Here is a 23,160-nt window from a genome sequence, read left to right as displayed (position 1 = left end):
AATTGTCTAGGCTACTCTTTCCCTGGTTAGAATTTAATTTAAGCTGTTATTAACATCAAAATCAACATGATTAATAAATTGATACAACGGTTCTTGACTTTGGCTCTTATTTTTGCTGTTGTCTTTTTCTCCTGGGAAGTTCCTTTTGCTTTCGCAGATCACTTTTTTACTAACTCTGGAGAAATTAGGGATAATATCAAATTATCTGAATATGATTTTACTCCCCAAGAAAATCAAGAACTACAGGGGATTCGTCAGCGTCGAAATAAAGAAATTGCCGCAATTTTAGATTTATCTCAACGTAACTTGCTTGCTCACAAATTACATAATGGTAATAATATTGATCAAGCTTTAGAGGCATTAAATTTAAGTTCTCAACAACGAGAATTAGTAAATTCTATAAATGTCTTCACTAATTTAAAATTGAAGGGAATTTTTTCTCACCATGATTTACTTGACAGTCATAAATAAAGTTCAAAATTGGTAATAGTAAATTATTTCAGTTGTGAGAAATCTGAGTTTTTGCAACTGGTAATAAAAAGAGAAAAACAATCACCAATTTTTTCAAAAACTCAATAAATTATGATTGATAAGATTGAATTGTGAGATTTGATGAAAGATTTTGTTGGAGAAATTGACTGAGTACGGTTATCAACTCTAGAAATCCCTCCCTATTTCCTCCCTAATAAAGATAAGACACGGTAGATTAGAGGCAGCGTTACTTCTTCAAAACAGGGGAAGTCATCATCAAAATACAGTTGTCACAATAAATGTCTTATGAGTAAAAAACTACAAGGATTCCTCAAACCCCTATTTAAAACCGCCTTTATCCTTAGCTTAGTGCTAACTTTGGCGTTCAGTCATGCTAATGATGCCTTAGCAGCCCGCAGTGGTGGCAGAATCGGTGGTGGTTCTTTTAGAATGCCTTCTAGCCGTACCTACACACCCCGGACAAGTATGCCCGGTAATGGCGGCTACTATGCTCCCTATGGCGGTGGTTTCGGATTTCCGTTTCTTTTGCCCTTATGGGGTTTTGGTGGCGGTTTTGGCGGGTTGTTTGGGATTTTGATCTTTTTTGCCATGGCGAATTTTTTAGTCCAAACATTTCGCCGTGTTACCAGTGGAGAAACGGAAGAAGTCAGCTATAGCAGCAACCCTTCGGTGTCTGTCACCCGGTTACAAGTTGGTTTACTAGCCCAAGCAAGAGATTTACAACCCGAACTCAATCGAATTGCGGAAACTGCTGATACCAATAGCCCAGCGGGAAGAAGCGAAGTTTTACAAGAAGCTAGTTTGGCTTTATTGCGTCACCCTGAATATTGGGTATATGCAGGTGGTGGAACTCAACAAGCAAAGTTAAATTCCGCAGAATCCCAATTTAATCGGTTATCTTTAGCCGAACGCAGTAAATTTAGCGAAGAAACTCTCTCTAATGTGAATAATCAGTTAAAGGCTGTTCTCAGTCAGGAAGCTTTACCTGGTGAAGATAACCCGACTCGTTTGATTAGTGAAGGGCCGGGAGAATATATTATTGTCACTTTATTAGCAGCAACTTTGGGTAAATGTGAAATTCCCGCTATTAATAATGCTGATGATTTGCGTCAAGCTTTACGTCAAATTGGTAGTCTTGGTGGTGAACAACTGTTAGCAATTGAAGTTTTGTGGACTCCCCAAGCGTCAGGGGATACTCTCACATCAGATGACTTATTTGCTGAATATCCTGATTTGAAGTTGGTTTAATTGAGGTTTAGGGCTGAAAACAGTTAGAAGTGACTTGTAATCGAAAATTGCGACATTCGTTTTAAGATTATTTATGTCACAATTTAGGAAACTACCATTTTCAATCCTACTGCTGTACAAGCCCTAACCTGTCTCAGGGTTTGCCAGATGGTCTCTAAGAGGATGTTTGAAAAGTGGTATTCCGTAATTTTCATCACATTGCTACCCCCCTTAGTCCCCCCTTGTAAAGGGGGGGAAACAGTAAAAATCCAGTTCCCTCCCCTTTACAAAGGGAGGGTTAGGGTGGGGTAAAAAATATTTGATACATCAACCATAACTTTTCAAACACCCTCTAACAGCTTTCTAGACATTCACATATTTCGGTTTGATGAAATTAAGGGATATGTATACATTCACAGCAGGTGATGAAATGGAGATTTTAATCTTTCCTGAAGGAAATTGGAGGTTTATTGATGAAACCTAATTTTGCTCAAATGTCGAGGTCTGAATTAAAAGCTTATGTCCGCAGAAACCGTGATGATTTGGAGGCTTTAGATATTCTGGTTAGTCGTCGTACTCCTGATTCAGAAGCTACATGGTACGCGCCAATGGTGACAGCAGAAGGTGTACCAATAGAAGAAAATGTCCGGTTAGGGGAACAAGCTATTCAGGAACGAATTGCCTTAGAGCGCGAACAAGAGTCCATTAGGATTGTAATTGAAGCAGCGGAGGCACTTCTTAAGTCGAGGGAAGAAAAAAACAAAATCAATCAAGAATCTCGGAATGAATAGCCTTTCATAAAGCTATTCTTCCTAGAATATTAACTATTTAGGAAACTGTCCTTCTCGCACTTCCACAGCGTAATCTTGGACAGCTTTGGTAATTGTTTCTCGTAAGTTTGTATAAACCTTGGCGAATGGTGGTTGTTTTTCCGAAAGTCCGAGAATGTCAGAAGTGACTAACACTTGACCATCACAGCTAGAACCTGCACCGATGCCGATGGTAGGAATACGGAGTTTTTGTGTAATTTGCAGTGCTAGTTTTGTAGGAATATGTTCTAATACTATAGCAAAAACCCCGGCTTGTTCGAGAGCGATCGCTTCATGAAAAATTCTCTCACCTTCTTCCTGGGTTTTTCCCTGTTGTCGCAACCCTAATTGATGAATTGACTGGGGTGTTAATCCCACATGACCCATAACCGGAATCCCCGACTGCACTAACCGGGTAATGGTTTCCACCATTGCGGGATAGCCACCTTCTAATTTTACCGCTTGCGCCCCCGTTTCTTTCAACACTCTACCGGCGGAGTGCATAGCTTGGGAAATACTTTCTTGATAGGTCAAAAATGGTAAATCAACTACCATTAAAGCATTTTTGACACCACGCCGCACAGCTTTAGCATGATGGATCATTTCATCTAAAGTTATTGGTAAGGTAGTTTCATAACCAAGGACGACGGCAAGAGAATCACCAACTAAGATCAAGTCTACACCAGCTAGATCCAAAAGTTGAGCGATCGCATAATCCCAGGCAGTTAACGCAACAATCGCCCTTCCCTGTTGTTTCCATTGAGTTAATTGTTGGGTAGTAACTGCCATAAATAATTGATAATTGATAATTGTCAATTGTTAATTGTCAACTGATAATTGTCAATCTCTGGCAAATTTAACTGATGTCACGTTACGTCCGCGCAGGGGAGTTACAGACCTTAATACAATACCACTTTTTGGTTAATCACTAACAATTGATTTGGCATTCCCGCCCAAATTAATCCTTGGGGACTGGGATTTTTGTCTGTATTATCAACCTTTTGGACTATAGCTGATGTGACTATGCTTGGTAAAGCTATAGGAATCCGGTTTGATTGTTGTTCATTATACTGAGACTCAATCGTTGATTCGATGGGGTTTACGGTTTACAGCTTGTTCAAAAATCAAATAGTAGCCCTATATTAATCTCAGTAAGTTTGCACGCATTTAGTTAAGTATATCCAGCTTGATATTATTTTTGCATATTCATTTAGAGGGTGTTTGAAAAGTTATGGTTGATGTATCAAATATTTTTTACCCCACCCTAACCCTCCCCTTGTAAAGGGGAGGGAACTGGATTTTTATTGTTTCCCCCCTTTACAAGGGGGGACTAAGGGGGGGTAGCAATGTGATGAAAATTACGGAATACCACTTTTCAAACATTCTCTTAATTAGTTAGACTATTTTAATCTTGAAATGCAAAGTCTCAGCCTAAATCTTACCATTTAATAAACTTCATCATGACTGCCAATATCTATCAATAAAATAACCATTTCTAATAACTCTTCATCTTCAGAGAAGTTAAAGATAATTCTACAATTATAAGCAACAGAACAAGACCATAAACCCGCTAAATTTCCTCCTAACTTATGAGACTTCAAAGACGGTGTAAAGGGATCATCGGACAAAAGCCTTAATACATTAACAATTTGATTTTTTAATTGCGGGGTTTTCTTGGTAATCTTCCTAAAAGACCGCTTGAATCCACTACTCCAGACAACTTCCATCATCATCTCCTAGTAAATCAGCGATTAAATCATCAACGCTTCCCCTCTTTGCTGTACCATCTTGAAAAGCTTGTTTAACTTCCTGAGCATTAGTTAAAATTTCAGCCCGCTTCTTCTCAATTCGTTGCTTTTGAAGAAACTCAAATAAATACTCTCTATCTTCTGTGGGTAAACTTTCAATAGAAGTAATAATTTCTTGTAACGTCATCATAGAATCTCCTCTAAAACAACTCTCTGTTTCTATATTATCTCCCATTGAGCAATACCTTGTCCATTTTTTGTAGGTCGGGTTAAGCGACAGCGCAACCCGACGCATTTGTTGGGTTATGGCTATGACTCCTACGTCGCCACGCAAGCTATCACCACACTTCGTGAACGTACCTCAATCCAACCTACAAATCAAGACTTTTTTCGATTTGGACAAGGTATTGATTGAGCAAATTGCATTAGTAATTTCCTTAGTATAAAACAGTAGCAATATATACATACTGCAAAGCTTTTAAGTACCAGCTACATCTACAGGTATTGCATAACTTTCAAGTGAATATTTACTTGAGATATACACAATTGTAAACAAATCTTCACAAAATGTTAAATCTTTATGTGATAACAAATTTAAATATATCAATTAACAAAATTCGCAAAATAACTTATTGAATTATTGATATATTGTGGGGTAAGCTACAAATTCCGTGATGTGCAGTTTCTTCTTTTCTTGCTCATCCCCTGACTAAACCTGTCTGAGAATGAAAATGCCTCGTGATCAATCTTTACCCGCTTTGGGTAAAGACATCAGGAAAAAAAGAGAGTTGCAGCAAACCAGCCTTAGGTCTGGAATGCGGCTTTCAGGCAAAAATCCGCAGACGGCTGAATCAAGCCAGTTGAGTAGGGTATGCAAACTCAAGATGAAAAGATTTTGTATTCTTGGGACGAAAAATAACTGGTAAACAATTTGTTGCAGTAGCAATTACCGCAACTTAATTCGTGCAGGAGTAATACTGCCACCATAGAAATTGATCGCCCCTAACTATAAGCAAAACTTATAATCTCATTAAGAATGAATTAAGAGTAGGAATGAGAAGAAGTGGCACATAACGTGATTTGATAGTAAAAAGAAAGACTTCTTGGAAGAAAAATATGTCTTACGCGCAAACTAAGACTCAGGCTAAGTCTGGGTACCAAGCTGGGGTTAAAGATTACAGACTAACTTATTACACACCTGATTACACTCCTAAAGATACAGATTTATTGGCAGCTTTCCGGATGACTCCCCAACCCGGAGTTCCTCCTGAAGAAGCTGGTGCGGCAGTAGCTGCTGAGTCTTCTACTGGTACTTGGACAACAGTATGGACAGACTTGCTCACCGACCTAGATCGCTACAAAGGTCGTTGTTACGACATCGAACCAGTTCCCGGTGAAGATAACCAATATATTTGTTATGTTGCTTATCCTTTGGACTTGTTTGAAGAAGGTTCTATCACCAACGTACTAACCTCCATCGTCGGTAACGTATTTGGTTTTAAAGCTTTACGGGCGTTACGTTTGGAAGACATTCGTTTCCCTGTAGCTTACATCAAGACTTTCCAAGGACCTCCTCACGGTATCCAAGTAGAGCGCGACAAATTGAACAAATATGGTCGTCCTCTGTTGGGTTGTACAATTAAGCCCAAATTAGGTCTTTCCGCTAAGAACTACGGACGCGCAGTTTACGAATGTTTACGTGGTGGTTTGGACTTCACCAAAGACGACGAAAACATTAACTCTGCTCCTTTCCAAAGATGGCGCGATCGCTTCTTGTTTGTATCTGAAGCTATCAACAAAGCACAAGCAGAAACCGGCGAAATCAAGGGTCACTACCTGAACGTTACCGCTCCTACCTGCGAACAAATGATCCAACGGGCTGAGTACGCTAAAGAACTCAAACAGCCCATCATCATGCACGATTACCTGACCGCAGGTTTCACCGCTAACACCACATTATCTCGCTGGTGTCGTGATAACGGTATTCTGTTGCACATTCACCGTGCTATGCACGCTGTAATTGACCGTCAGAAGAACCACGGTATCCACTTCCGCGTATTGGCTAAAGCTCTCCGCTTGTCTGGTGGTGATCACATTCACACTGGTACAGTAGTTGGTAAGTTAGAAGGTGAACGGGGAATCACCATGGGCTTCGTTGACCTATTGCGTGAAAACTACATCGAGCAAGACAAGTCTCGTGGTATTTACTTTACCCAAGACTGGGCTTCTTTACCCGGTGTAATGGCAGTTGCCTCCGGTGGTATCCACGTATGGCATATGCCCGCGTTGGTAGAAATCTTTGGTGATGACTCCGTACTCCAATTCGGTGGTGGTACTCTCGGACATCCTTGGGGTAACGCTCCTGGTGCTACAGCTAACCGCGTAGCTCTAGAAGCAGTTGTTCAAGCTCGTAACGAAGGTCGTAACTTGGCTCGTGAAGGTAACGATATTATCCGCGAAGCTGCTAAGTGGTCTCCTGAGTTGGCTGTTGCTTGCGAACTGTGGAAAGAAATTAAGTTCGAGTTTGAAGCAATGGATACCGTCTGATAATTGAGGATTTGGGATTTTGGATTCATATACAATCCAAAATCTAAAAATCTAAAGGGCTGGGTCAAGCATGGATTTAAAGCAAATTGCGAAAGACACAGCCAAAACTCTCCAAAGCTACCTGACTTATCAGGCGCTAAGGACTGTATTGGCACAGCTAGGCGAAACAAATCCTCCTCTAGCACATTGGTTGCAAAACTTTTCCGCTGGGAAAATTCAAGACGGAGAAGCTTATATAGAGGAATTGTTTCTAGAAAAGTCAGATTTGGCATTGCGGATTATGACTGTCAGGGAACACATAGCGGCGGAAGTGACGGAGTTTTTACCAGAAATGGTGATAACTGGCATTCAGCAAGCCAATATGGAACAGCGTCGCCAGCATCTCGAACGCATTACGCAACTAAGTTTATCAAGTCCCAGCCTCGAAATACCAAAGACAGACAATATCTGATAGCCTGCGTGGCGTAGCTATTGCTAATTTGGATAATTTATCCAATTAGTCAGTCAACCAAGTCATAAAAAATCTCCCCCACTTAGCAAAAACTATGCAAACTTTACCTAAAGAGCGTCGTTACGAAACCCTTTCTTACCTTCCCCCTTTGTCTGACGCGCAAATCGCCAAGCAAGTTCAGTACATCATCACACAAGGTTTCATTCCTGCAATTGAATTCAACGAAACTTCTGAACCTACAGAACTTTATTGGACAATGTGGAAGTTGCCTTTGTTCGGCGCTAAAACTGCTCAAGAAGTATTGAGTGAAGTTCAAAGTTGCCGTTCTCAGTATGGTAACTGCTACGTCCGTGTTGTTGGTTTTGACAACATTAAGCAGTGTCAAGTTATGAGCTTCCTTGTTCACAAACCCAGCAGATACTAAGAGCTAATTAGCTCATAGTTATTTGATGAATTAAAAGGAGAGGTAGAGTTTTCTATCTCTCTTTTTTTTAGCGTTACATAATGGCTTTATGAATTATGTTTCGCGCAAAGGCACAAAGGAGCAAAGACGCAAAGGTAAGAGTTTTCAAAATTAACCATGGTTACGCCACTCAGGCTATCGGTGAGTTTCATTCTTTGATTCAGCAATACCCTTTTTTTTAGTTTTTGATGGAGAATAGAATTGTCGGTTGAGTCGCACACACAAAACTAAAGGTGGTAATTATGCAACAAATTACTGTTAATGAAGCATCTCAACATTTATCTGATTTAATTGAAGCAGCACTTGGTGGTGATGAAATTATCATCATGAAAGATAATCAACCTGTGGTGAAATTAATTCCTGTATTACCCGTGAAAATTCGTCCTAAATTTGGTAGTGCTAAGGGAATGATTAAAATGTCTGATGATTTTGATGAACCTTTGAAAGAGTTGAAGGAGTATATGGAATGAAGCAATTAATTGATACTCATACTCTGCTTTGGTTTACTATGGGTAATCCCAGAATTAGCGATAATTTGAGATTACAAATTGAGAATAATGACAATCTTTTGAGTATTGCCAGTGTTTGGGAAATGGCAATTAAACATAGTATAGGTAAACTTAATTTGGAGATGAGTTTTGATGATTTTGTCGAACAGCAAATAATTGGGAATGGTATTACATTAAAGAAAATCAACCAACAGCATATTTCAGTGATTGCTCAATTACCCTTACATCATCGTGATCCTTTTGACAGAATGTTAATTGCACAGGCTATGGTGGAAAATATGCCTATAATAAGTGCTGATACAATTTTCGATGCCTATCCCATACAGCGTTTGTGGTGAAAAATAACGCCCAATTTTGATAGTTCTTTTCTTAAAGCGCAGAGGGTACAGACAACTGTTATGATTTATGAGTATCGAAAATATACTCTAGATTAGCAGTCAATGAGCTACTGTATCAATCCCAACTGTCCACAACCGCAAAACACCAGACAGCCCTTATTTTGTCAATCATGTGGTTCTGAGTTACTTTTAGAAGGGTGTTATCGAGTCCTTCGTCCCTTGGGGGGTGGTGGTTTCGGTAAAACTTATGAAGTGGATGATTCTGGTACAAAGAAAGTCTTGAAGGTTTTGTTTAATACAGTTCCTAAAGCTATTGAATTGTTTCAACAAGAAGCGGAAGTTTTAAAACACCTGAAACACCCTGGTATTCCTAAAGTTGAGTCAGATGGTTACTTTATTTATTTTCCTAGAGATGCTAAAGAACCCCTGCATTGTTTGGTAATGGAAAAAATTGAGGGGATGAATTTAGAAGAATACATAACTCAACGCAATGATCAAGCTATTAGTGAACGTGCGGCTATACGGTGGTTAAAACAGATAGTTGAGATTTTAGATCAAGTCCATAAAAAAAATTATTTTCATCGGGATATTAAGCCACCTAATATTATGCTACGACCTAATGGGCAGTTAGTATTAATTGCAGGGGAAACGCATCTAATTTTTTTTGACAAAATGTAACTTCTATGAATAGATAAAAAGGGCAGTATTACCATGTTAATATCAAGCCAATAAATGAGTATGAAGAAAATTTGATGGTAAATTCGTTTCTATAAGAATCAATAAAATGAGTTGAAGTGGTATTCTCAATAAAACTAAAGAGACAAAATTCACAAAATGAAGCTACCACCAAAAATCACAATAGTAGATCACTTTAAAGATTTAGAAGATAAAAGAGTTGAGAGAACAAAAAGGCATAAATTAATAGATATAGTAACCATTGCGATTTGTGCAGTGATCTGTGGAGTAGATAGTTGGGTATTGATGGAGGCTTATGGAAAAAAGAAAGAAAAATGGCTAAAACAATTTTTAGAACTTCCAAACGGGATTCCATCTCATGATACATTCGCCAGAGTATTTGCGAGAATAGATCCGCAACAATTTCAGAATTGTTTTTTGAGTTGGATAAAATCTATCAATAAAATTACAGAAGGAGAAGTCATAGCAATAGATGGGAAAACATTAAGGCATTCATATGATAAAGGAAAGGATAAAGGTGCGATTCACATGGTAAGTGCATGGGCAACTAGTAATAAATTAGTATTAGGACAATGTAAAGTAGAAGAAAAGTCAAATGAAATAACAGCCATACCGGAATTAATTAAAGTATTAGATATAGCCGGATGTTTAGTAACGATTGATGCGATGGGGTGTCAAAAAGAGATAGTAAAATCAATTGCAGAAAAATCAGGCGAATATATTATCGCACTCAAAAAGAATCAAGGTAATTTATATAAGAATGTAGAAGAAATCTTCAAAGAAGCTATATCTAAAGGGTTTGAGGGATTCAAATATAGTGAATTTCATACAAAAGAAGACAAACATGGAAGAGAAGAGATTCGTCATTATCTCATGTTATCAGACATAGAAGAAAGAATAGATACTGATAAGAAATGGGTAAATCTTCAAAGTGTAGGAATGGTAGAATATATACGAAAAGTTAATGGAAAAACGAAGGTTGAGACAGGCTATTATATAAGTAGTTTGACAAATAATGCGAAATTACTAGGAGAATCAGTCCGCACTCATTGGGGTATAGAGAATTCATTACACTGGGTTTTAGATGTAGCTTTTAGAGAAGATGATTGTCGGATAAGAAAGGATAATGCACCACAAAACTTTGCAGTTATTCGTCATATAGCAGTTAATCTTTTAGGAAAAGAAAAAAGCCAAAAACTAGGAACTAAAAGTAAGCAGTTTTGTGCAGGATGGGATGATGAATATTTAGAGAAGATTTTAGAATGTATCTGATAAAAATCAGAAAATATAGACAAATATAAATATAACCAATTTATTTTTCTGTTGATTCTACAATAGAATCTATATTTTTGATGCCAAAAAATATAGATATTAATATATAGAACTGAACAAAATAAATCCATCATTAAAAATAAATACTTACTCTAAATTTATGAAATTTTTATAATTTTAATAAAGGAATTTATCAGATTTTGAATGAAGTTAGATATTTTCCCATATTGATGCACTAATATAGTATTCTGTCAAGATAATTTAGATGCGTTTCCCCTGGTATTAATTGATTTTGGCACAGCGCGGGAAGTTACACAAACTTTGATGCAAAAAGTCGCAGGACAGCAAGTTACAGGGATTATTTCCGCAGGTTATACGCCACCTGAACAAATGAATGGTAAGGCTGTTCCGCAATCAGATTTTTTTGCTTTAGGGCGAACTTTTGTTTATTTATTAACTAGTAAATATCCTCAAGATTTTGCGGAAGATTCTCGCACAGGGACGTTAATTTGGCGAGATGATACTGCTGGTATTTCCCAAAAATTATTAGATTTGATTGATTATTTAATGTCTCCATTTCCTGGAAATAGACCGAAAGATACTCAAGAGATTTTATATAGATTAGCTGAATTTGAGACCTCTTCACCTAAATTTAAAGTTCCTAATTCCAATAGTCAATCTTCTAATTATGGTCCTTATGCTAAAACGGTAGTATCCACATCTGGAAAAGTTAGTCAAGTAGTAAGTTCTCCTAAATACGCATCACCTTGGATACGTTTTTTAGCGTACTTTATTGATTTAATAATATGTTGTATTTTTATGCCATTGTCTATAGCTTTCTTAGGAAGTATCATAATCATAGTAATGATACCAGATCGAAATTGTGGAACAAATGGTATCTGTAGTGATTTATGGTATAGTATATCCTTAGTTTTATCTGTAATCTTTACTTGGCTTCATTTTGCATTAGCTGAAAGTTCGGTTAAACAATCAACTTATGGACAAGGTATCTGCAAAATAGTTGTGACTGATATGAATGGCAAGAGAATTTCTTTGTGGCGTGCTACTTGGAGATTTATAGTTAAAATATTGTTGACTTTCTTGACTTTTGGTTTAGTTGATATAATATATATCCTATTTGATGAAAAAAATCGTTCTTTACACGATATCTTAGCTGGTACTTTGGTTATTAAAAAACCATCTGCATAATTACAAAGTATTCAATGGTGCGTTACGCTGTCGCTAACACTACTCAATAAACTACTGAATAATTAACTTCTCGTAAATCTCATAGCCCATTATATAATCATCCAAAACAAAGCCACTACCAAAATCTATTACCTGACTATCAATAATTTTAAACCCAAATCGAGAATAAGCTTTAATGCCTTTTTCATTCCTTTTATTGACATTGAGAATTATTTGTTTCAAGTTCATTTGTCGCGCTTTCTGGCATACATGAAATAACATCTTTTGACCATATCCAAAACCGTGCAAAGATGGCAATAAATAACATTTATGTAATTTTAAATAATTATGATTATCCATAATTTCTGAACCATAAGATACATAACCGACTAATTCTGAATTATGTAAAACTTTATCATAAAGTATACCTTTATTATAAATTTCATTTTCAATTATTCCTGTTCCATACATTTTAGTTAGCATATACTCGATTTGTGCATGGCTGAGAATTGAAGAATAGTGGTTATACCAAATTTCTTCACTGATTTTTCTCAGTTCTTCCAAATTAGAATCTAATAACTTAGTAATGGTAATTGATGAATCATTCATGGTGAGAATTGTATTCTAATAAAAATTAAATGTCAGGATTGCCAAAATTAATTTACCATTTAATTGAGATAACATAGGACTCATATTTGATTTCTGTATCTGGTAAACAATACAAACAAACAGCTATGGCAATGGATGATACATTTGACACCCCAAATCAATCCTTATCTATCCCCAAGGTCAACATTTTGACCATGTTTCGGCTAGGACTGTTTCAAATGGGGTTGAGTATGATGTCTATCTTGACTCTGGGGGTACTTAACCGAGTCATGATTCAGGAAATCGCCATTCCGGCAACTATAGGTAGTTTAGTATTAGCAATACCTTATTTTATCGCACCGACAAGGATTTTATTTGGGCAAATGTCCGATGCTAAACCCTTATTAGGTTATCATCGCACGGCTTATGTATGGGGAGGAGCAGGAATATTTGCGATCGCAGCATTTTTAGCGGTACAAGTAATGTGGCAGTTAAATGCCGCTAATATTGCTGATACTTGGACATGGACTACCCAAACCATCGGTTGGACAGCGGTTCTCGGTTTCGTGTTCGCAATTTACGGTTTAGCAATTTGCGCTAGTGGTACAGCATTTGCAGCTTTATTAGTGGATATCTCCGAAGAAGACAACCGTTCTCAAGTTGTGGGGATTGTTTGGTCAATGTTAATGGTAGGAATTATAGTAGGGGCAATTATCAGTTCCAGCCTCTTAAAGCAATTAAGCACAAACGCACCCATCGAACTTTTACAAGCAGCAATTAATCGTCTATTTGTGATTGTTCCTGGAATAGTTTTTTGTTTAGCAATTATTGCAACTGTAGGTGTAGAAAAAAAATATTCCCGTTTTTTTAACTGTGCTAATAAAGGAAATCGGGAAGATGGTATCACCTTAAAAGGTGCCTGGAAAATTTTAACAGCTAGTCCACAAACAGGCTTGTTTTTCACCTTTTTATTAGTGATGACTATTAGCTTGTTTATGCAAGATCCCATTTTAGAACCTTATGCGGGGCAAGTCTTTAAAATGCCCTTAGCAGAAAGTACCAAACTCAACGTTTTTTACGGGACAGGGATATTAATTTCCTATGGTATCACGGGTTTTTTCATTGTTCCCCGTTTAGGTAAAGCTCGAACTATCAAATTAGGTTGTATTTTAGTAGCATTTGCCGCTTTATTAATAGGTTTTTCGGGATTTTCTGCAAATCCATCTCTACTAAAATCAACTTTAGTTTTATTTGGTTTAGCTACTGGTTTTGTGACCACCGCAGCAGTAACTTTAATGTTAGACTTAACAATTGCCGAAGCCGCAGGTACATTTATTGGTGCTTGGGGACTTGCCCAATCTTTATCTAGAGGCATTGCTACGGTAATTGGTGGTACAGTTTTAGATTTGGGACGTAAGTTTTTACCAGATAATTTAGTATTAGCTTATGGTTTGGTATTTGTCTTAGAAGCTTTAGGAATGTTACTATCAATTTGGTTTTTGAATCGTGTGAATGTCAAAGAATTTCAAACTAATACCAGACAAGTTCTAGCCTCTGTTCTCGAAAGTGACTTAGATAATTAACAACTAACAACTGTACGGGCGAAGCATTTGGAGAACTATTTTTGGCAATGACCGATAATTTATCTTCCAAATGCTTCGCCCCTACTAACAACTGACAACTGACAACTAACCAGGGATACATTCTATGAGTTACTACATTGCGCCTAGTTTTCTTGACAAACTTGCAGTTCATATCACCAAAAATTTCTTAAATATTCCTGGGATTCGCGTTCCTTTAATTTTAGGAATTCATGGCCGCAAAGGTGAGGGAAAATCCTTTCAATGCGAGTTAGTTTTTGAGAAAATGGGTATCGAAGTCACCTTAATATCTGGAGGAGAATTAGAAAGTCCAGACGCGGGAGATCCTGCGCGGTTAATTCGGTTACGTTATCGGGAAACAGCGGAATTAATCAAAGTTCGGGGAAAAATGTGCGTACTGATGATTAATGATTTAGATGCTGGTGCGGGACGTTTTGATGAAGGAACTCAATATACAGTAAATACTCAGTTGGTAAATGCCACATTGATGAATATTGCTGATAATCCCACAGATGTGCAATTACCGGGAAGTTATGACTCCAATCCTTTATGTCGTGTCCCGATTATTGTCACCGGAAATGATTTTTCTACTCTCTATGCACCATTAATTCGTGATGGGAGAATGGACAAATTTTACTGGGAACCAAACCGCGATGATAAGGTAGGAATTGTGGGAGGAATTTTTGCAGAAGATGGTCTTTCACAAAGAGAAATTGCACAATTTGTTGATACTTTTCCCCATCAATCTATTGACTTTTTTAGTGCGTTGCGTTCCCGGATTTATGATGAACAAATCCGTAATTTCATCCATCAAATCGGGTTTGAAAATGTCTCTTTGCGAGTTGTCAATAGTTTGGAGGGTCCACCAGCATTTAAAAAGCCAGATTTTACTTTATCGCATTTAATTGAGTCGGGTAAATTTATGGTTGGTGAACAAAAACGGGTGGAAACTTCTCATTTAGTGGATGAATATAATCGTTTAAATCGAGGTAAAGATTATCAAGCAACTTCACCTATTGCGGAAGTTCCTGTGAGTAAACCTGCGATTAATCAACCTACTCATTTAAGTTTAGAAACTCAAGCACAAGTTCGACAAATTTTAGCTCAAGGTTATAAAATTGGTATTGAACACATTGATGAAAGACGTTTTCGCACAGGTTCTTGGCAAAGTTGCGGTTCTTTTCAAATTGATGCCCATTCCGATGCTATTTCTACCTTAGAAGCTTGTTTATCTGAATATAGCGGTGAATATGTGCGTTTGGTAGGAATTGACCCACAAGCAAAACGACGAGTAGTAGAGACAATTATTCAGCGTCCTCATAGCAAGTAATTGGTATGAAGTTTTAAAGATTAGGTAATTTAAAGGTTGAACTTACCCGTTGACAATTACTTTGGGTGGTTATAAGTGGTTTACCTTATGGTCGAGTGCAGGGCTATTTTCAGCCCTTTCTTTAAATATTTTTTGTGCTGCTGAATTGGGGTATGATTATGATATTTATTTCGTGCAAAGGCGCAAAGTTTCAAATTTTGAATTTGTCAATTTCATACCTAAGTTCAGCAACGCCGTATTTTTATTGTAGTCTATGCGGAATTCCTTTATATTTGATTTATGCGGTATGTATGTGCAATCACACTACAATATCTGTGATCGCACTACAAGCTGTGGATGAAATCCAACAATAATGACCGCTATTTCGTCCAAATAGTCGTATTTGTCCACTCAATGCAACTCGGACTGACGAGCGTTGCACCAAAGGTTCCATCGTCGGGAAAGTTAACTTTTGCCGCAGAGGGGGGAGTCACCGTACCCTTTGCAACTGGGCGACCGTAAGCGGACATATCGACCGAAAGCTGATCCCCTGTTTGAGTGACAATCGGACCGGGTCTTCCCAAGAATTTCCAAGTACCTGAAAAATCCCTAGCTTCCCAAACGGTAGCATTATTCCAGATAATCTGCCCCCGACGATTTAATGTCCCAATAAAGGTTCCATCGTCCGGAAAAGTGACTTCGATCTGAGTTTCATTTAAAAATTTGCCAGTTGCAGTGGGGCGACCATAAACGGACATATCGACCGAAAGCTGCTTGCCCTTTTGAGTGATAATCGGACCAGGCTTGCCTCCGAAATACCATTGACCATTTACGGGGGAGCAAATTGTTGCTTTGGCTGGGATCGGCTTTGCATTTGCTGTCGGGGTAAGTGAAAGGATAAGTACAGCAACGCCACCCAAAGCAGCCGCCCATTTTTGCAAATTCATGTTCGAGTTTCGATAAGCTGAGGTTGCAGACATTGGTTAATCTCCTTGAAGGAAGTTGTTAATCAAAATACTGGTTACGTCCACTCTAACAGCTAAGTTAGACATTTGCTACGGGATGAATAGACGATTTACGCCCAAATAAGTTTCAAGGTAAAGTGCAATCTCAATCAAGCGATCAACACATTCTTCTCGGTATTCTCGTTTGTTATGAAGATAGTAGAGAATTGTGGCATAAGTAGAAAGACATGGTAGAGTAGAAGGCATGGAAAAAATCAGCCTCATCTGCCACACCTATAAAACGGAAATACCGGAAACGGATTGGGAACAGACTCCAACCAGTGTCAAAGGACGGATGGAGGAGATGAAGCAGTGGATACAAGAATTAGAAGAAAAACTGAATAGAACATCAAAGAATTCATCATCACCACCATCAGCAGATCCACTCAACACAGAAAAGAAACCAATCAAGAAAAAAAGTGGGAAAAAGAGAGGGGGACAACCAGGACACAAGGGATTTACAAAGTTTCTATATCCAGAATCTGAGTGTGAGGAGGTAATAAATTACAAGCCAGAGTCCTGTAGTAGCTGTGGAGGGCAGTTGGAAGGAGAAGATGCTAACCCATACAGACATCCCTCTTGTAGAAATACCACCTATCAAACCCGAACCATTAATAAACTGAGAATGGAAGCGAGTAACGCCGTAGAAAAGGCAGTAGAAGAGGCGAAAACCTACATCCAGAATGCGGCAGTAGTGGGTGCAGATGAAACCAGATTTAGTCAAAAAAACACGGATGGATGCAACGGCAAAAATAGTCAAGCCTGGTTATGGACAGCAGTTACACCATTAGTCACCTTCTTTGAGATTACACTAACTCGGTGTACAGATGCCGCCAAGAATTTATTAGGGGAGAGGTTTGCTGGAATTTTAACCACCTTCTCCTTCTCTACTTCCACAAGTTCCAGTACCTAAGTAAGTTATAAATACTGCTGTGTTTTGCGTAGTTATTCATTTGTATTCCAGATGGATTAGCAAGTGATTTTCATAGCTATAACTACTTCACACATTCTATTTCACGGTATTTAAGTCACAGGGTTAGCGCATCTCAAACCCTATTGACAAGGGGATTTATTTGATATGTGGGAGGATGTTCAAGTGACACAACTCAAGGTAAGTTAATATATAACCCATCTAGCCGCTGTATCTAAGTAATGTCAACAGGATTTAAGAAGAAGTGCAAAACCAGAACATCTGTTACACCCAGTGTAGACAGTAAAGAGATTACCAGTAACTTTCTGCAACACTTTACGGGAATAAAAGACCCTAGAGCAGAAAGAACTCGATTGCATTTACTCACCGATATTATGACCATTTCCTTACATACAGTGAGTGCATGGGCAAGTGAACATCGGTTAATTTTAGGGCAAACAAAGGTCAGTTGTAAATCAAATAAAATCACCGCAATTCCAGCACTATTAGAGACTCTGGACTTATCTGGCTGTATTATCACTATTGATGCAATGGGTACACAAAAATCAATTGCCGAACAGATCATAGCTGGAAATGCTGATTATATTTTAAGCCTAAAAGACAGGGCAAGCGCATCTTATTTTTAGAATGCTTACTGGACAAAGGTTTTGACGATTGTTAATTTTTGTAACTAAAGGTTGAAACCCTTGCTGGGCATGGATTACAGAATTTAGGTGCGTTTGCCCTGGCCTAAAAGATAATCATCCCACCCTACATCAACAAGTGAAAAATTGGTTTAAAACAGCACAATCTCTAAACTTTAAGGGTGTTGATGTTAGTATTAGTCAACGGGTGGAAAAAGGACATCACCGCATCGAAAATCGGACAGTTTATACTGTTCCAATTTCACAATTACCAGCACTTTATGAACAAAACCAATGGGCAGGATTAACAACAGTAGTCATGGTAGTTCGTAAGGTTCAGCATTGGAATAAAACTACCCATGAAATTCAATTTTATATTACTAGTCTTGATAGTGATGCTAACAAAATTGGTAGTGCAGTTCGACAGCATTGGGGGATTGAAAACTCTGTTCATTGGACATTGGAGTTTTTAAGTTTCTATCTTTCAGAATTAGAAAAAGATGACTTATTAAAAACAGCAATGCAGCAAGTAATTAATAGTGATATTCCTATTCAAATAGATTCTACGCAAGCTTTAAAATTACGCAGTTTGGGGTTAATCGAATTTAAAGGAAATGAAGTACAATGTCTTTGTGATTTATATCGGCTTTATTTTCGAGAGCGTCTATAGCGGTTATCGGTTGGATGCAATACAACTGTAGGGTGCGTCAGACATCAATAATTTGTTTATTTGCAGGATTTATCCGGTCTGACGCACCCTACCAATGTGCCAGTTACGTAAATCATAATATAGTCTAAATTTATACCTTTCTTGGTTAATAGAATATTGATTGGTAACGCCAATAGTGGCGGTTATAGGTTTTGAGAAATTTATAGAAAGTTTTCGCCAATGGTTTGAAGTGGTAAGCTGGGAATAGGGTAACTCTGCGGCTGTTTGTAAGAATTGATGGACGGCTTAGAGATGATTTAATGCTTTCACACTAGAGCATCTTCCCCGCGTGAGCGAGACGCTCACACTACAGTCCATCATTTTTATCTTGACAAACTACTAGGGCTATTTTTTGGGTTCTGTAAATAATTGCGAAAGGAGGTGACGATAGGTTCAACAATTCCTGACTAGAAGCCTAGTAGCTGTAAAAGTAAGAGCAAATGGCAGCAAAATTCCGAAAAAATCCGTTTCCACCCAAAAACCTAGATCGAATTGGAGTAGGAAGAATCTAAAATAGATATTAAATTAGAAAAACAACGGCCATTAAGCAACGTTAGTCCATTTTACCCTATGTAAAGCGTCCCCAGGTTGTTACCAGTGCTGAAACAAGATGTCATGCAAGTTTCCCAGGATCAGCCTATTTATGCTGAAGCTCCTCTCCAGTTATTGCTATTTGTTGATGGACGGCCTCAGTCTCGTCAAGAAGTGCAGCAAATTCGGGTTTATTTAAAAGAATTAGAGGCTGGGTATAGTTTTGAACTACAAATTATTGATGTTGGACAACAACCCTATTTAGCGGAACATTTTAAGTTAGTAGCAACCCCTGCTCTAGTTAAGATTCATCCCGAACCTCAACAAACTATTGCTGGTACTAATATTATTCCACAATTAAAAATTTGGTGGCCGCGTTGGCAACACGCTGTTGGCACTTTTTTGAAATTACAGGCAGATAAACAGGAATGTTTGGATGAAAAGAGTCAGGTGATTTCGCCTAAATCTACCATTCATTCTGTTGCTACTTCGGCCGAGGCAATTCAACTAGGGGATGAAATTTTTCGTCTGAAGCAGGAAAAGGAGAGACTGCAAGAACAGCTACTGTTTAAAGACCGAGTAATTGCGATTTTAGCACATGATCTCCGTAATCCTCTCACGGCTGCGGCGATCGCTATTGAAACTCTTCAATCTAATTACAATCCAGATACAGGGGGATTTCAACGTCTGAAATCTGGTTTGGCTATACATTTATTAAAACAGGCTCGGACGCAAACCAAGATCATTGATCGGATGATTGCTGATTTGTTACAAGCTGGGCGGGGTGACGATACAGAATTGCCAATCGTACCACAAAAGTTACAATTAGGGGAAATTTGTTTACAGGTATTAGAGGAATTGAGCGATCGCTATATTGCTAAATCTCAAACGGTGGAAATAGACATTCCCCAGGATTTACCCTCTGTTTATGCTGATCCTGAACGAATTCGCCAAGTCCTGGTTAATCTTTTAGATAACGCCATCAAATATACACCGTCTGGTGGCATAATTACTGTAGCGGGACTCCATCGCACTAGCCAAAAAGTGCAATTTACGATTGGTGATACAGGACCTGGTATTCCCGAAGAAAACCGCGATCGCATTTTTGAGAATCTTTTCCGTCTCCAACGTGATCAAAGTACAGATGGATATGGAATTGGTCTTTGTTTATGTCAACGCATTATCCGCGCCCATTACGGTCAAATTTGGGTAGATTCATCTCCCCACGGTGGTGCATGGTTTCATTTTACAATGCCAGTATATCCATCTTAGTCAGTTGTCAGTTGTTCGTTGTCAGTAGGGGCGAAGCATTTGGAAGATAAATTATCGGTCATTGCCAAAAATAGTTCTCCAAATGCTTCGCCCGTACAGTTGTCAGTTGTCAGTTGTCAGTTGTTCGTTGTTCGTTGTCAGTTGTCAGTTGTCAGTGGTAAAACTATCACCAATTACCAATTACCAATTACCAATTACCAATTACCAATTACCAATTACCAATTACCAATTACCAAATTACTAATTACTAAAAATGCCAAATCAATTAATGTATCAGCAGGACGATTTTGTTGTTTTGGAAACAAATCAACCAGAACAATTTCTGACAGTGGCGGAATTATTAATCAAGCTGGAAAAAACTTTATCACAAATTGCATTCGCGGATTTACCATTGGATGTGCAAAAATTTGAGTCTGTTAGCGAACAAGCACAATACTTGCTGGATACAAGTTGTAATTTAGATGTGGGGCCTGGAGAATATTTACAGTGGTATGCGGTGCGGTTGGAAAAATAAAATGATTTGCTACCAAATTATGTTTGTTCGGCTTCAAAGGTGATGCGCTCAGATTGATATGCAGGTGGCTCAACATGAATTAAAATCCTCACAGGATGAAAACGTTGTTCTAGTTGTTTTTCAACTTCTTCTGTGATATTGTGAGCCGTTTCTACATCTGGTGCATCAACAATTAAGTGCATTTCTATAAACACTTGACGACCAATGACACCGCGGGAAGCGATATCATGACAGTTAATTACACCGGGGACAGAAACTGCAATTGTATGAATAGTTTCCGGGGCTATGGCCATTTGATCCACAAGCCAGGGTAAATTTTCGGTTAGAACTGACCAACCGCTCCAAAATACCAGTAAAGCCACTGGGAAAGCTAGTGCTACATCTAACCACTGATAACCCAGCCACACACCAATTAAACCACCAATAACGGAGATTGTCACCCAAATATCACTCATGGTATGGGTAGCATCAGCGATTAAAATGGAACTACCTACTCTTTTTCCCACATTCCGTTCATAAAAGGCGACAAAAATATTTATTCCTAACACAATCAGTAATAACCACAATTCTGGAGGTGATACTTTTACAGGTTCGCCACCTTTGAGAATTCTTTCTACTGCACCTTGGACAATTTCAAAACAAGCTATTCCTAAAAATGCAGCTATCCCCAAAGCGCCTAGTGCTTCAAATTTATTATGCCCATAAGGATGCTCTCGATCTGGCAATGGTGAAGAAAACTTAATAGCAACTAAGCCTAAGACATTATTGGCACTATCAGTCACACTATGTAAAGCATCAGCCAGCAAACTTAAAGAACCTGTCCAATGACCCACAAGGACTTTTAAGCCCATGACAAATACGTTAAGCAGTAGGGTGATAATTAAAACTTTTCTTACTTCCGTGCGGTTATCGTAAATCATATATTAATCTTTTGTTAATCTTGTGTGATTTGTGAAAAAAAAGACTAGAGAATTTGTTTTCTTTAACTATTACTGTACAACAATAGGTATTTATTTCTAGGAATAAATATACAGGAAATATGTCAAAAACTGCTTATTAAGAATTTATCTCTTTATTGAACAAAAAGGAACAAAAGATCCCCGACTTCTCAAAGAAGTGGGGGATCTGGATATGGTAATGTGGATAATTACGAATAATTATTAATAAGTAGGTTATGTCTTCTGCACCTCTCACACCAAATCTGGTAGAAGGTTCTATTTCTGTTAGTTTTTCACCCCAAGTAGCGCAAGAATTAAAAGCAGCAATAGATGAATTATTGAAAAGTCTCAAAGTTGTTGCTAGTAAAACTCCAGGTACAGGTAAAGTCAGTCCTCAACCCTCGTTAGAGTATCGTTACACTGGGGATGTATTTATAGAAATATTCTGTAATCCTAATATCTGGCCTACTCCCTTTGCGGCTAAAGTTTTGTTAACAATTCGCAATATGGGGATTCGATTGACGACAGAAGCGGAACTTACCCGTGTGATTGAAGATATTAATCAGTACTTAGAGCAGTTTTAAATTAATGTCTAAACTATGATTTTTGTGATTTTGATGATTTTTATGATCAATCTCTCATCTTCATCAAAATAATTCTAAAAATCAAGAAAATCAAAGGAATCCTATAAATCATAGTTCAGACGTTGTGTTATTCCATATTCTATAGGACTCCTATTTGAGTTTTGAACAAATTCCGTACATCTGAAGAGTGGCAAAATCAAAGGTAGTGTGTCGAATAAACCACTCAAACATCCACTTTAAATGCGAGAAGGAAGGTATCAATGCACAGAAACGCCGAACCCATGTTTTAGCTTGTAACCAAATATCCTCAATCGGATTTTGCTCTGGACAATTCGGGAACAAGTGTTGGGAGTGATAGAAGTAGGAAAATCAAGTTCAACAAATCTCAAAAATGGGTTTACAGTTGAACAAGAAGCTGTATTTTTTGAAGTTGAAAATGATATCAATGCCTTTGAAGAATACTTGCGATTTGCAATTTTTAATGCTGCGAGTTTTGAATCATTTTGTATTCAAGAACTCAAAGGTTTAGTTGATGGTTTCAGAGAAAAAGAAGGAACTTGGACAGGGGTAGCGATGAATGAATGGTTACAAGGAAATCCACTTTTATTAGCGGAAATACCCAATAATTTAAAATCACAAGAATCTAATTTAGAAGTTAGTGAAAGATTACGACAATTATCTATTGCCTTAAAAGGTAATATTATGGAAAACAGAGGAAGAACAATTTAGGGTGGGGAAACCCCCTTTAGATCCCCGACTTCTTTAAGAAGTCGGGGATCTGAATAAGTATGCTATAATATCAAATCATCACAAATA

General features: G+C 37.9%; 29 protein-coding genes and 3 pseudogenes. 22 read left to right on the top strand and 10 right to left on the bottom strand.

What is annotated here, in order from left to right; genetic code table 11:
* Positions 1-66 precede the first annotated feature (66 nt).
* From HGD76_RS00345 to HGD76_RS00335, 3 genes are all read left to right on the top strand, one after another.
* Positions 67-471 carry a hypothetical protein gene (locus HGD76_RS00345; RefSeq protein ID WP_148765926.1) on the top strand — a complete coding sequence of 135 codons (405 nt, stop codon included), beginning with the start codon at positions 67-69 and terminating at the stop codon, positions 469-471.
* A gap of 306 nt (positions 472-777) precedes the next feature.
* Positions 778-1,740, top strand: a complete 963-nt coding sequence (locus HGD76_RS00340; protein ID WP_168694594.1) for a DUF1517 domain-containing protein — start codon at positions 778-780, stop codon at positions 1,738-1,740.
* Positions 1,741-2,192: 452 nt separating this feature from the next.
* Positions 2,193-2,510 carry a DUF6887 family protein gene (locus tag HGD76_RS00335; RefSeq protein WP_210967688.1) on the top strand — a complete coding sequence of 106 codons (318 nt, stop codon included), beginning with the start codon at positions 2,193-2,195 and terminating at the stop codon, positions 2,508-2,510.
* Positions 2,511-2,543: 33 nt separating this feature from the next.
* Here the strand turns inward: HGD76_RS00335 and panB are convergent, their stop codons facing one another.
* The 4 genes and pseudogenes from panB to HGD76_RS00315 form a co-directional block, all read right to left on the bottom strand.
* Positions 2,544-3,317, bottom strand: a complete 774-nt coding sequence (panB, locus tag HGD76_RS00330) for a 3-methyl-2-oxobutanoate hydroxymethyltransferase (protein WP_148765922.1) — start codon at positions 3,315-3,317, stop codon at positions 2,544-2,546.
* Positions 3,318-3,371: 54 nt separating this feature from the next.
* Positions 3,372-3,502 (bottom strand): annotated as a pseudogene (locus HGD76_RS25055) (transcriptional regulator); the annotation flags it as partial.
* A gap of 471 nt (positions 3,503-3,973) precedes the next feature.
* Positions 3,974-4,255: a type II toxin-antitoxin system RelE/ParE family toxin gene (locus tag HGD76_RS00320; RefSeq protein ID WP_168694592.1), complete on the bottom strand. Its 282-nt coding sequence runs from the start codon at positions 4,253-4,255 to the stop codon at positions 3,974-3,976.
* Entirely contained in the window at positions 4,236-4,466 is a 231-nt protein-coding gene (locus tag HGD76_RS00315; RefSeq protein ID WP_168697311.1) for a hypothetical protein, read from the bottom strand. The genes HGD76_RS00320 and HGD76_RS00315 overlap by 20 nt, the downstream gene beginning before the upstream one ends.
* A gap of 541 nt (positions 4,467-5,007) precedes the next feature.
* On the opposite strand from HGD76_RS00315, the gene HGD76_RS24745 reads away from it, so the two are divergent.
* From HGD76_RS24745 to HGD76_RS00275, 9 genes are all read left to right on the top strand, one after another.
* Positions 5,008-5,202: a hypothetical protein gene (locus HGD76_RS24745; RefSeq protein WP_210967687.1), complete on the top strand. Its 195-nt coding sequence runs from the start codon at positions 5,008-5,010 to the stop codon at positions 5,200-5,202.
* Positions 5,203-5,392: 190 nt separating this feature from the next.
* Complete coding sequence (locus tag HGD76_RS00310; RefSeq protein ID WP_027403993.1) at positions 5,393-6,823, top strand: form I ribulose bisphosphate carboxylase large subunit; 1,431 nt, start codon at positions 5,393-5,395, stop codon at positions 6,821-6,823.
* A 70-nt stretch (positions 6,824-6,893) separates the two neighbouring features.
* Entirely contained in the window at positions 6,894-7,274 is a 381-nt protein-coding gene (gene rcbX, locus HGD76_RS00305; RefSeq protein ID WP_015079280.1) for a RuBisCO chaperone RbcX, read from the top strand.
* Positions 7,275-7,368: 94 nt separating this feature from the next.
* Positions 7,369-7,698, top strand: a complete 330-nt coding sequence (locus tag HGD76_RS00300; RefSeq protein WP_168694591.1) for a ribulose bisphosphate carboxylase small subunit — start codon at positions 7,369-7,371, stop codon at positions 7,696-7,698.
* 281 nt (positions 7,699-7,979) lie between these two features.
* Positions 7,980-8,207 (top strand): type II toxin-antitoxin system Phd/YefM family antitoxin, encoded by a 228-nt coding sequence (locus HGD76_RS00295; protein WP_168694590.1) that lies wholly within the window; start codon positions 7,980-7,982, stop codon positions 8,205-8,207.
* A complete protein-coding gene (locus tag HGD76_RS00290) occupies positions 8,204-8,584 on the top strand; it encodes a type II toxin-antitoxin system VapC family toxin (protein ID WP_168694589.1) in 381 nt (126 codons plus the stop codon). Before HGD76_RS00295 ends, HGD76_RS00290 begins: the two co-directional genes overlap by 4 nt.
* 102 nt (positions 8,585-8,686) lie before the next feature.
* On the top strand, positions 8,687-9,262 hold the full coding sequence (locus HGD76_RS00285) for a protein kinase domain-containing protein (RefSeq protein WP_233466986.1): 576 nt from the start codon (positions 8,687-8,689) through the stop codon (positions 9,260-9,262).
* A 156-nt stretch (positions 9,263-9,418) separates the two neighbouring features.
* Entirely contained in the window at positions 9,419-10,552 is a 1,134-nt protein-coding gene (locus HGD76_RS00280) for an ISAs1-like element ISAsp2 family transposase (protein WP_168694588.1), read from the top strand.
* 324 nt (positions 10,553-10,876) lie between these two features.
* On the top strand, positions 10,877-11,761 hold the full coding sequence (locus tag HGD76_RS00275) for an RDD family protein (protein WP_168697310.1): 885 nt from the start codon (positions 10,877-10,879) through the stop codon (positions 11,759-11,761).
* Between the two features lie 51 nt (positions 11,762-11,812).
* Here HGD76_RS00275 and HGD76_RS00270 read toward each other — a convergent pair whose 3' ends face one another.
* Complete coding sequence (locus HGD76_RS00270) at positions 11,813-12,349, bottom strand: GNAT family N-acetyltransferase (protein WP_168694587.1); 537 nt, start codon at positions 12,347-12,349, stop codon at positions 11,813-11,815.
* A 125-nt stretch (positions 12,350-12,474) separates the two neighbouring features.
* Here HGD76_RS00270 and HGD76_RS00265 point away from each other — a divergent pair, with 125 nt between their 5' ends.
* Positions 12,475-13,911, top strand: coding sequence for a BCD family MFS transporter (locus HGD76_RS00265; protein ID WP_168697309.1), 1,437 nt, complete (start codon positions 12,475-12,477; stop codon positions 13,909-13,911).
* Here HGD76_RS00265 and HGD76_RS00260 read toward each other — a convergent pair.
* On the bottom strand, positions 13,859-14,002 hold the full coding sequence (locus tag HGD76_RS00260; RefSeq protein ID WP_168694523.1) for a hypothetical protein: 144 nt from the start codon (positions 14,000-14,002) through the stop codon (positions 13,859-13,861). The two genes, HGD76_RS00265 and HGD76_RS00260, sit on opposite strands and share 53 nt — an antisense overlap.
* A 33-nt stretch (positions 14,003-14,035) precedes the next feature.
* Here HGD76_RS00260 and HGD76_RS00255 point away from each other — a divergent pair, with 33 nt between their 5' ends.
* Positions 14,036-15,259 carry a RuBisCO small subunit-like domain-containing protein gene (locus tag HGD76_RS00255; RefSeq protein ID WP_168694586.1) on the top strand — a complete coding sequence of 408 codons (1,224 nt, stop codon included), beginning with the start codon at positions 14,036-14,038 and terminating at the stop codon, positions 15,257-15,259.
* A 359-nt stretch (positions 15,260-15,618) separates the two neighbouring features.
* Here the strand turns inward: HGD76_RS00255 and HGD76_RS00250 are convergent, their stop codons facing one another.
* The gene (locus tag HGD76_RS00250; protein ID WP_168694585.1) at positions 15,619-16,218 is read right to left on the bottom strand and encodes a hypothetical protein; all 600 of its coding nucleotides are present in this window, start codon (positions 16,216-16,218) and stop codon (positions 15,619-15,621) included.
* Between the two features lie 75 nt (positions 16,219-16,293).
* Positions 16,294-16,449: a hypothetical protein gene (locus tag HGD76_RS00245; protein WP_168694584.1), complete on the bottom strand. Its 156-nt coding sequence runs from the start codon at positions 16,447-16,449 to the stop codon at positions 16,294-16,296.
* On the opposite strand from HGD76_RS00245, the gene HGD76_RS00240 reads away from it, so the two are divergent.
* From HGD76_RS00240 to HGD76_RS00220, 6 genes and pseudogenes are all read left to right on the top strand, one after another.
* Positions 16,448-17,155: a DUF6444 domain-containing protein gene (locus HGD76_RS00240; RefSeq protein WP_168694583.1), complete on the top strand. Its 708-nt coding sequence runs from the start codon at positions 16,448-16,450 to the stop codon at positions 17,153-17,155. The two genes, HGD76_RS00245 and HGD76_RS00240, sit on opposite strands and share 2 nt — an antisense overlap.
* Positions 17,156-17,394: 239 nt before the next feature.
* A pseudogene (locus tag HGD76_RS00235) lies at positions 17,395-17,772 on the top strand (ISAs1 family transposase); the annotation flags it as partial.
* A gap of 100 nt (positions 17,773-17,872) precedes the next feature.
* A complete protein-coding gene (locus HGD76_RS00230) occupies positions 17,873-18,466 on the top strand; it encodes an ISAs1 family transposase (RefSeq protein WP_267904361.1) in 594 nt (197 codons plus the stop codon).
* Positions 18,467-19,102: 636 nt separating this feature from the next.
* Positions 19,103-20,308 carry a histidine kinase gene (locus HGD76_RS00225; protein ID WP_210967686.1) on the top strand — a complete coding sequence of 402 codons (1,206 nt, stop codon included), beginning with the start codon at positions 19,103-19,105 and terminating at the stop codon, positions 20,306-20,308.
* 82 nt (positions 20,309-20,390) lie between these two features.
* The gene (locus HGD76_RS25050) at positions 20,391-20,552 is read left to right on the top strand and encodes an alpha/beta hydrolase (RefSeq protein WP_233466984.1); all 162 of its coding nucleotides are present in this window, start codon (positions 20,391-20,393) and stop codon (positions 20,550-20,552) included.
* 9 nt (positions 20,553-20,561) lie between these two features.
* A complete protein-coding gene (locus tag HGD76_RS00220; RefSeq protein WP_015078241.1) occupies positions 20,562-20,822 on the top strand; it encodes a CRR7 family NDH-1 assembly protein in 261 nt (86 codons plus the stop codon).
* A 17-nt stretch (positions 20,823-20,839) separates the two neighbouring features.
* Here the strand turns inward: HGD76_RS00220 and cdf31 are convergent, their stop codons facing one another.
* Positions 20,840-21,742, bottom strand: a complete 903-nt coding sequence (gene cdf31, locus HGD76_RS00215; RefSeq protein ID WP_168694582.1) for a CDF family zinc efflux transporter Cdf31 — start codon at positions 21,740-21,742, stop codon at positions 20,840-20,842.
* A gap of 254 nt (positions 21,743-21,996) precedes the next feature.
* Here cdf31 and HGD76_RS00210 point away from each other — a divergent pair, with 254 nt between their 5' ends.
* Complete coding sequence (locus HGD76_RS00210; protein ID WP_168694581.1) at positions 21,997-22,344, top strand: hypothetical protein; 348 nt, start codon at positions 21,997-21,999, stop codon at positions 22,342-22,344.
* Positions 22,345-22,494: 150 nt separating this feature from the next.
* Here HGD76_RS00210 and HGD76_RS00205 read toward each other — a convergent pair.
* A pseudogene (locus HGD76_RS00205) lies at positions 22,495-22,683 on the bottom strand (IS630 family transposase); the annotation flags it as partial.
* On the opposite strand from HGD76_RS00205, the gene HGD76_RS00200 reads away from it, so the two are divergent.
* Positions 22,663-23,073, top strand: coding sequence for a hypothetical protein (locus tag HGD76_RS00200; RefSeq protein WP_210967811.1), 411 nt, complete (start codon positions 22,663-22,665; stop codon positions 23,071-23,073). The pseudogene HGD76_RS00205 and the gene HGD76_RS00200 overlap by 21 nt on opposite strands.
* Positions 23,074-23,160 lie beyond the last annotated feature (87 nt).

Source organism: Dolichospermum flos-aquae CCAP 1403/13F, assembly GCF_012516395.1.
GTDB lineage: Bacteria > Cyanobacteriota > Cyanobacteriia > Cyanobacteriales > Nostocaceae > Dolichospermum > Dolichospermum lemmermannii.
This window is presented reverse-complemented; position numbering and strand designations above follow the sequence as displayed.

Excerpts from the sequence above, each read along its gene's own strand:
- HGD76_RS00345 (WP_148765926.1), top strand. The coding sequence starts at position 67 with ATGATTAATAAATTGATACAACGGTTCTTGACTTTGGCTCTTATTTTT.
- HGD76_RS00340 (WP_168694594.1), top strand. The coding sequence starts at position 778 with ATGAGTAAAAAACTACAAGGATTCCTCAAACCCCTATTTAAAACCGCC.
- HGD76_RS00335 (WP_210967688.1), top strand. The coding sequence starts at position 2,193 with ATGAAACCTAATTTTGCTCAAATGTCGAGGTCTGAATTAAAAGCTTAT.
- panB (WP_148765922.1), bottom strand. The coding sequence starts at position 3,317 with ATGGCAGTTACTACCCAACAATTAACTCAATGGAAACAACAGGGAAGG.
- HGD76_RS00320 (WP_168694592.1), bottom strand. The coding sequence starts at position 4,255 with ATGGAAGTTGTCTGGAGTAGTGGATTCAAGCGGTCTTTTAGGAAGATT.
- HGD76_RS00315 (WP_168697311.1), bottom strand. The coding sequence starts at position 4,466 with ATGATGACGTTACAAGAAATTATTACTTCTATTGAAAGTTTACCCACA.
- HGD76_RS24745 (WP_210967687.1), top strand. The coding sequence starts at position 5,008 with ATGCCTCGTGATCAATCTTTACCCGCTTTGGGTAAAGACATCAGGAAA.
- HGD76_RS00310 (WP_027403993.1), top strand. The coding sequence starts at position 5,393 with ATGTCTTACGCGCAAACTAAGACTCAGGCTAAGTCTGGGTACCAAGCT.
- rcbX (WP_015079280.1), top strand. The coding sequence starts at position 6,894 with ATGGATTTAAAGCAAATTGCGAAAGACACAGCCAAAACTCTCCAAAGC.
- HGD76_RS00300 (WP_168694591.1), top strand. The coding sequence starts at position 7,369 with ATGCAAACTTTACCTAAAGAGCGTCGTTACGAAACCCTTTCTTACCTT.
- HGD76_RS00295 (WP_168694590.1), top strand. The coding sequence starts at position 7,980 with ATGCAACAAATTACTGTTAATGAAGCATCTCAACATTTATCTGATTTA.
- HGD76_RS00290 (WP_168694589.1), top strand. The coding sequence starts at position 8,204 with ATGAAGCAATTAATTGATACTCATACTCTGCTTTGGTTTACTATGGGT.
- HGD76_RS00285 (WP_233466986.1), top strand. The coding sequence starts at position 8,687 with ATGAGCTACTGTATCAATCCCAACTGTCCACAACCGCAAAACACCAGA.
- HGD76_RS00280 (WP_168694588.1), top strand. The coding sequence starts at position 9,419 with ATGAAGCTACCACCAAAAATCACAATAGTAGATCACTTTAAAGATTTA.
- HGD76_RS00275 (WP_168697310.1), top strand. The coding sequence starts at position 10,877 with ATGCAAAAAGTCGCAGGACAGCAAGTTACAGGGATTATTTCCGCAGGT.
- HGD76_RS00270 (WP_168694587.1), bottom strand. The coding sequence starts at position 12,349 with ATGAATGATTCATCAATTACCATTACTAAGTTATTAGATTCTAATTTG.
- HGD76_RS00265 (WP_168697309.1), top strand. The coding sequence starts at position 12,475 with ATGGCAATGGATGATACATTTGACACCCCAAATCAATCCTTATCTATC.
- HGD76_RS00255 (WP_168694586.1), top strand. The coding sequence starts at position 14,036 with ATGAGTTACTACATTGCGCCTAGTTTTCTTGACAAACTTGCAGTTCAT.
- HGD76_RS00250 (WP_168694585.1), bottom strand. The coding sequence starts at position 16,218 with ATGTCTGCAACCTCAGCTTATCGAAACTCGAACATGAATTTGCAAAAA.
- HGD76_RS00240 (WP_168694583.1), top strand. The coding sequence starts at position 16,448 with ATGGAAAAAATCAGCCTCATCTGCCACACCTATAAAACGGAAATACCG.
- HGD76_RS00245 (WP_168694584.1), bottom strand. The coding sequence starts at position 16,449 with ATGCCTTCTACTCTACCATGTCTTTCTACTTATGCCACAATTCTCTAC.
- HGD76_RS25050 (WP_233466984.1), top strand. The coding sequence starts at position 20,391 with ATGCTTCGCCCGTACAGTTGTCAGTTGTCAGTTGTCAGTTGTTCGTTG.
- HGD76_RS00220 (WP_015078241.1), top strand. The coding sequence starts at position 20,562 with ATGCCAAATCAATTAATGTATCAGCAGGACGATTTTGTTGTTTTGGAA.
- cdf31 (WP_168694582.1), bottom strand. The coding sequence starts at position 21,742 with ATGATTTACGATAACCGCACGGAAGTAAGAAAAGTTTTAATTATCACC.
- HGD76_RS00210 (WP_168694581.1), top strand. The coding sequence starts at position 21,997 with ATGTCTTCTGCACCTCTCACACCAAATCTGGTAGAAGGTTCTATTTCT.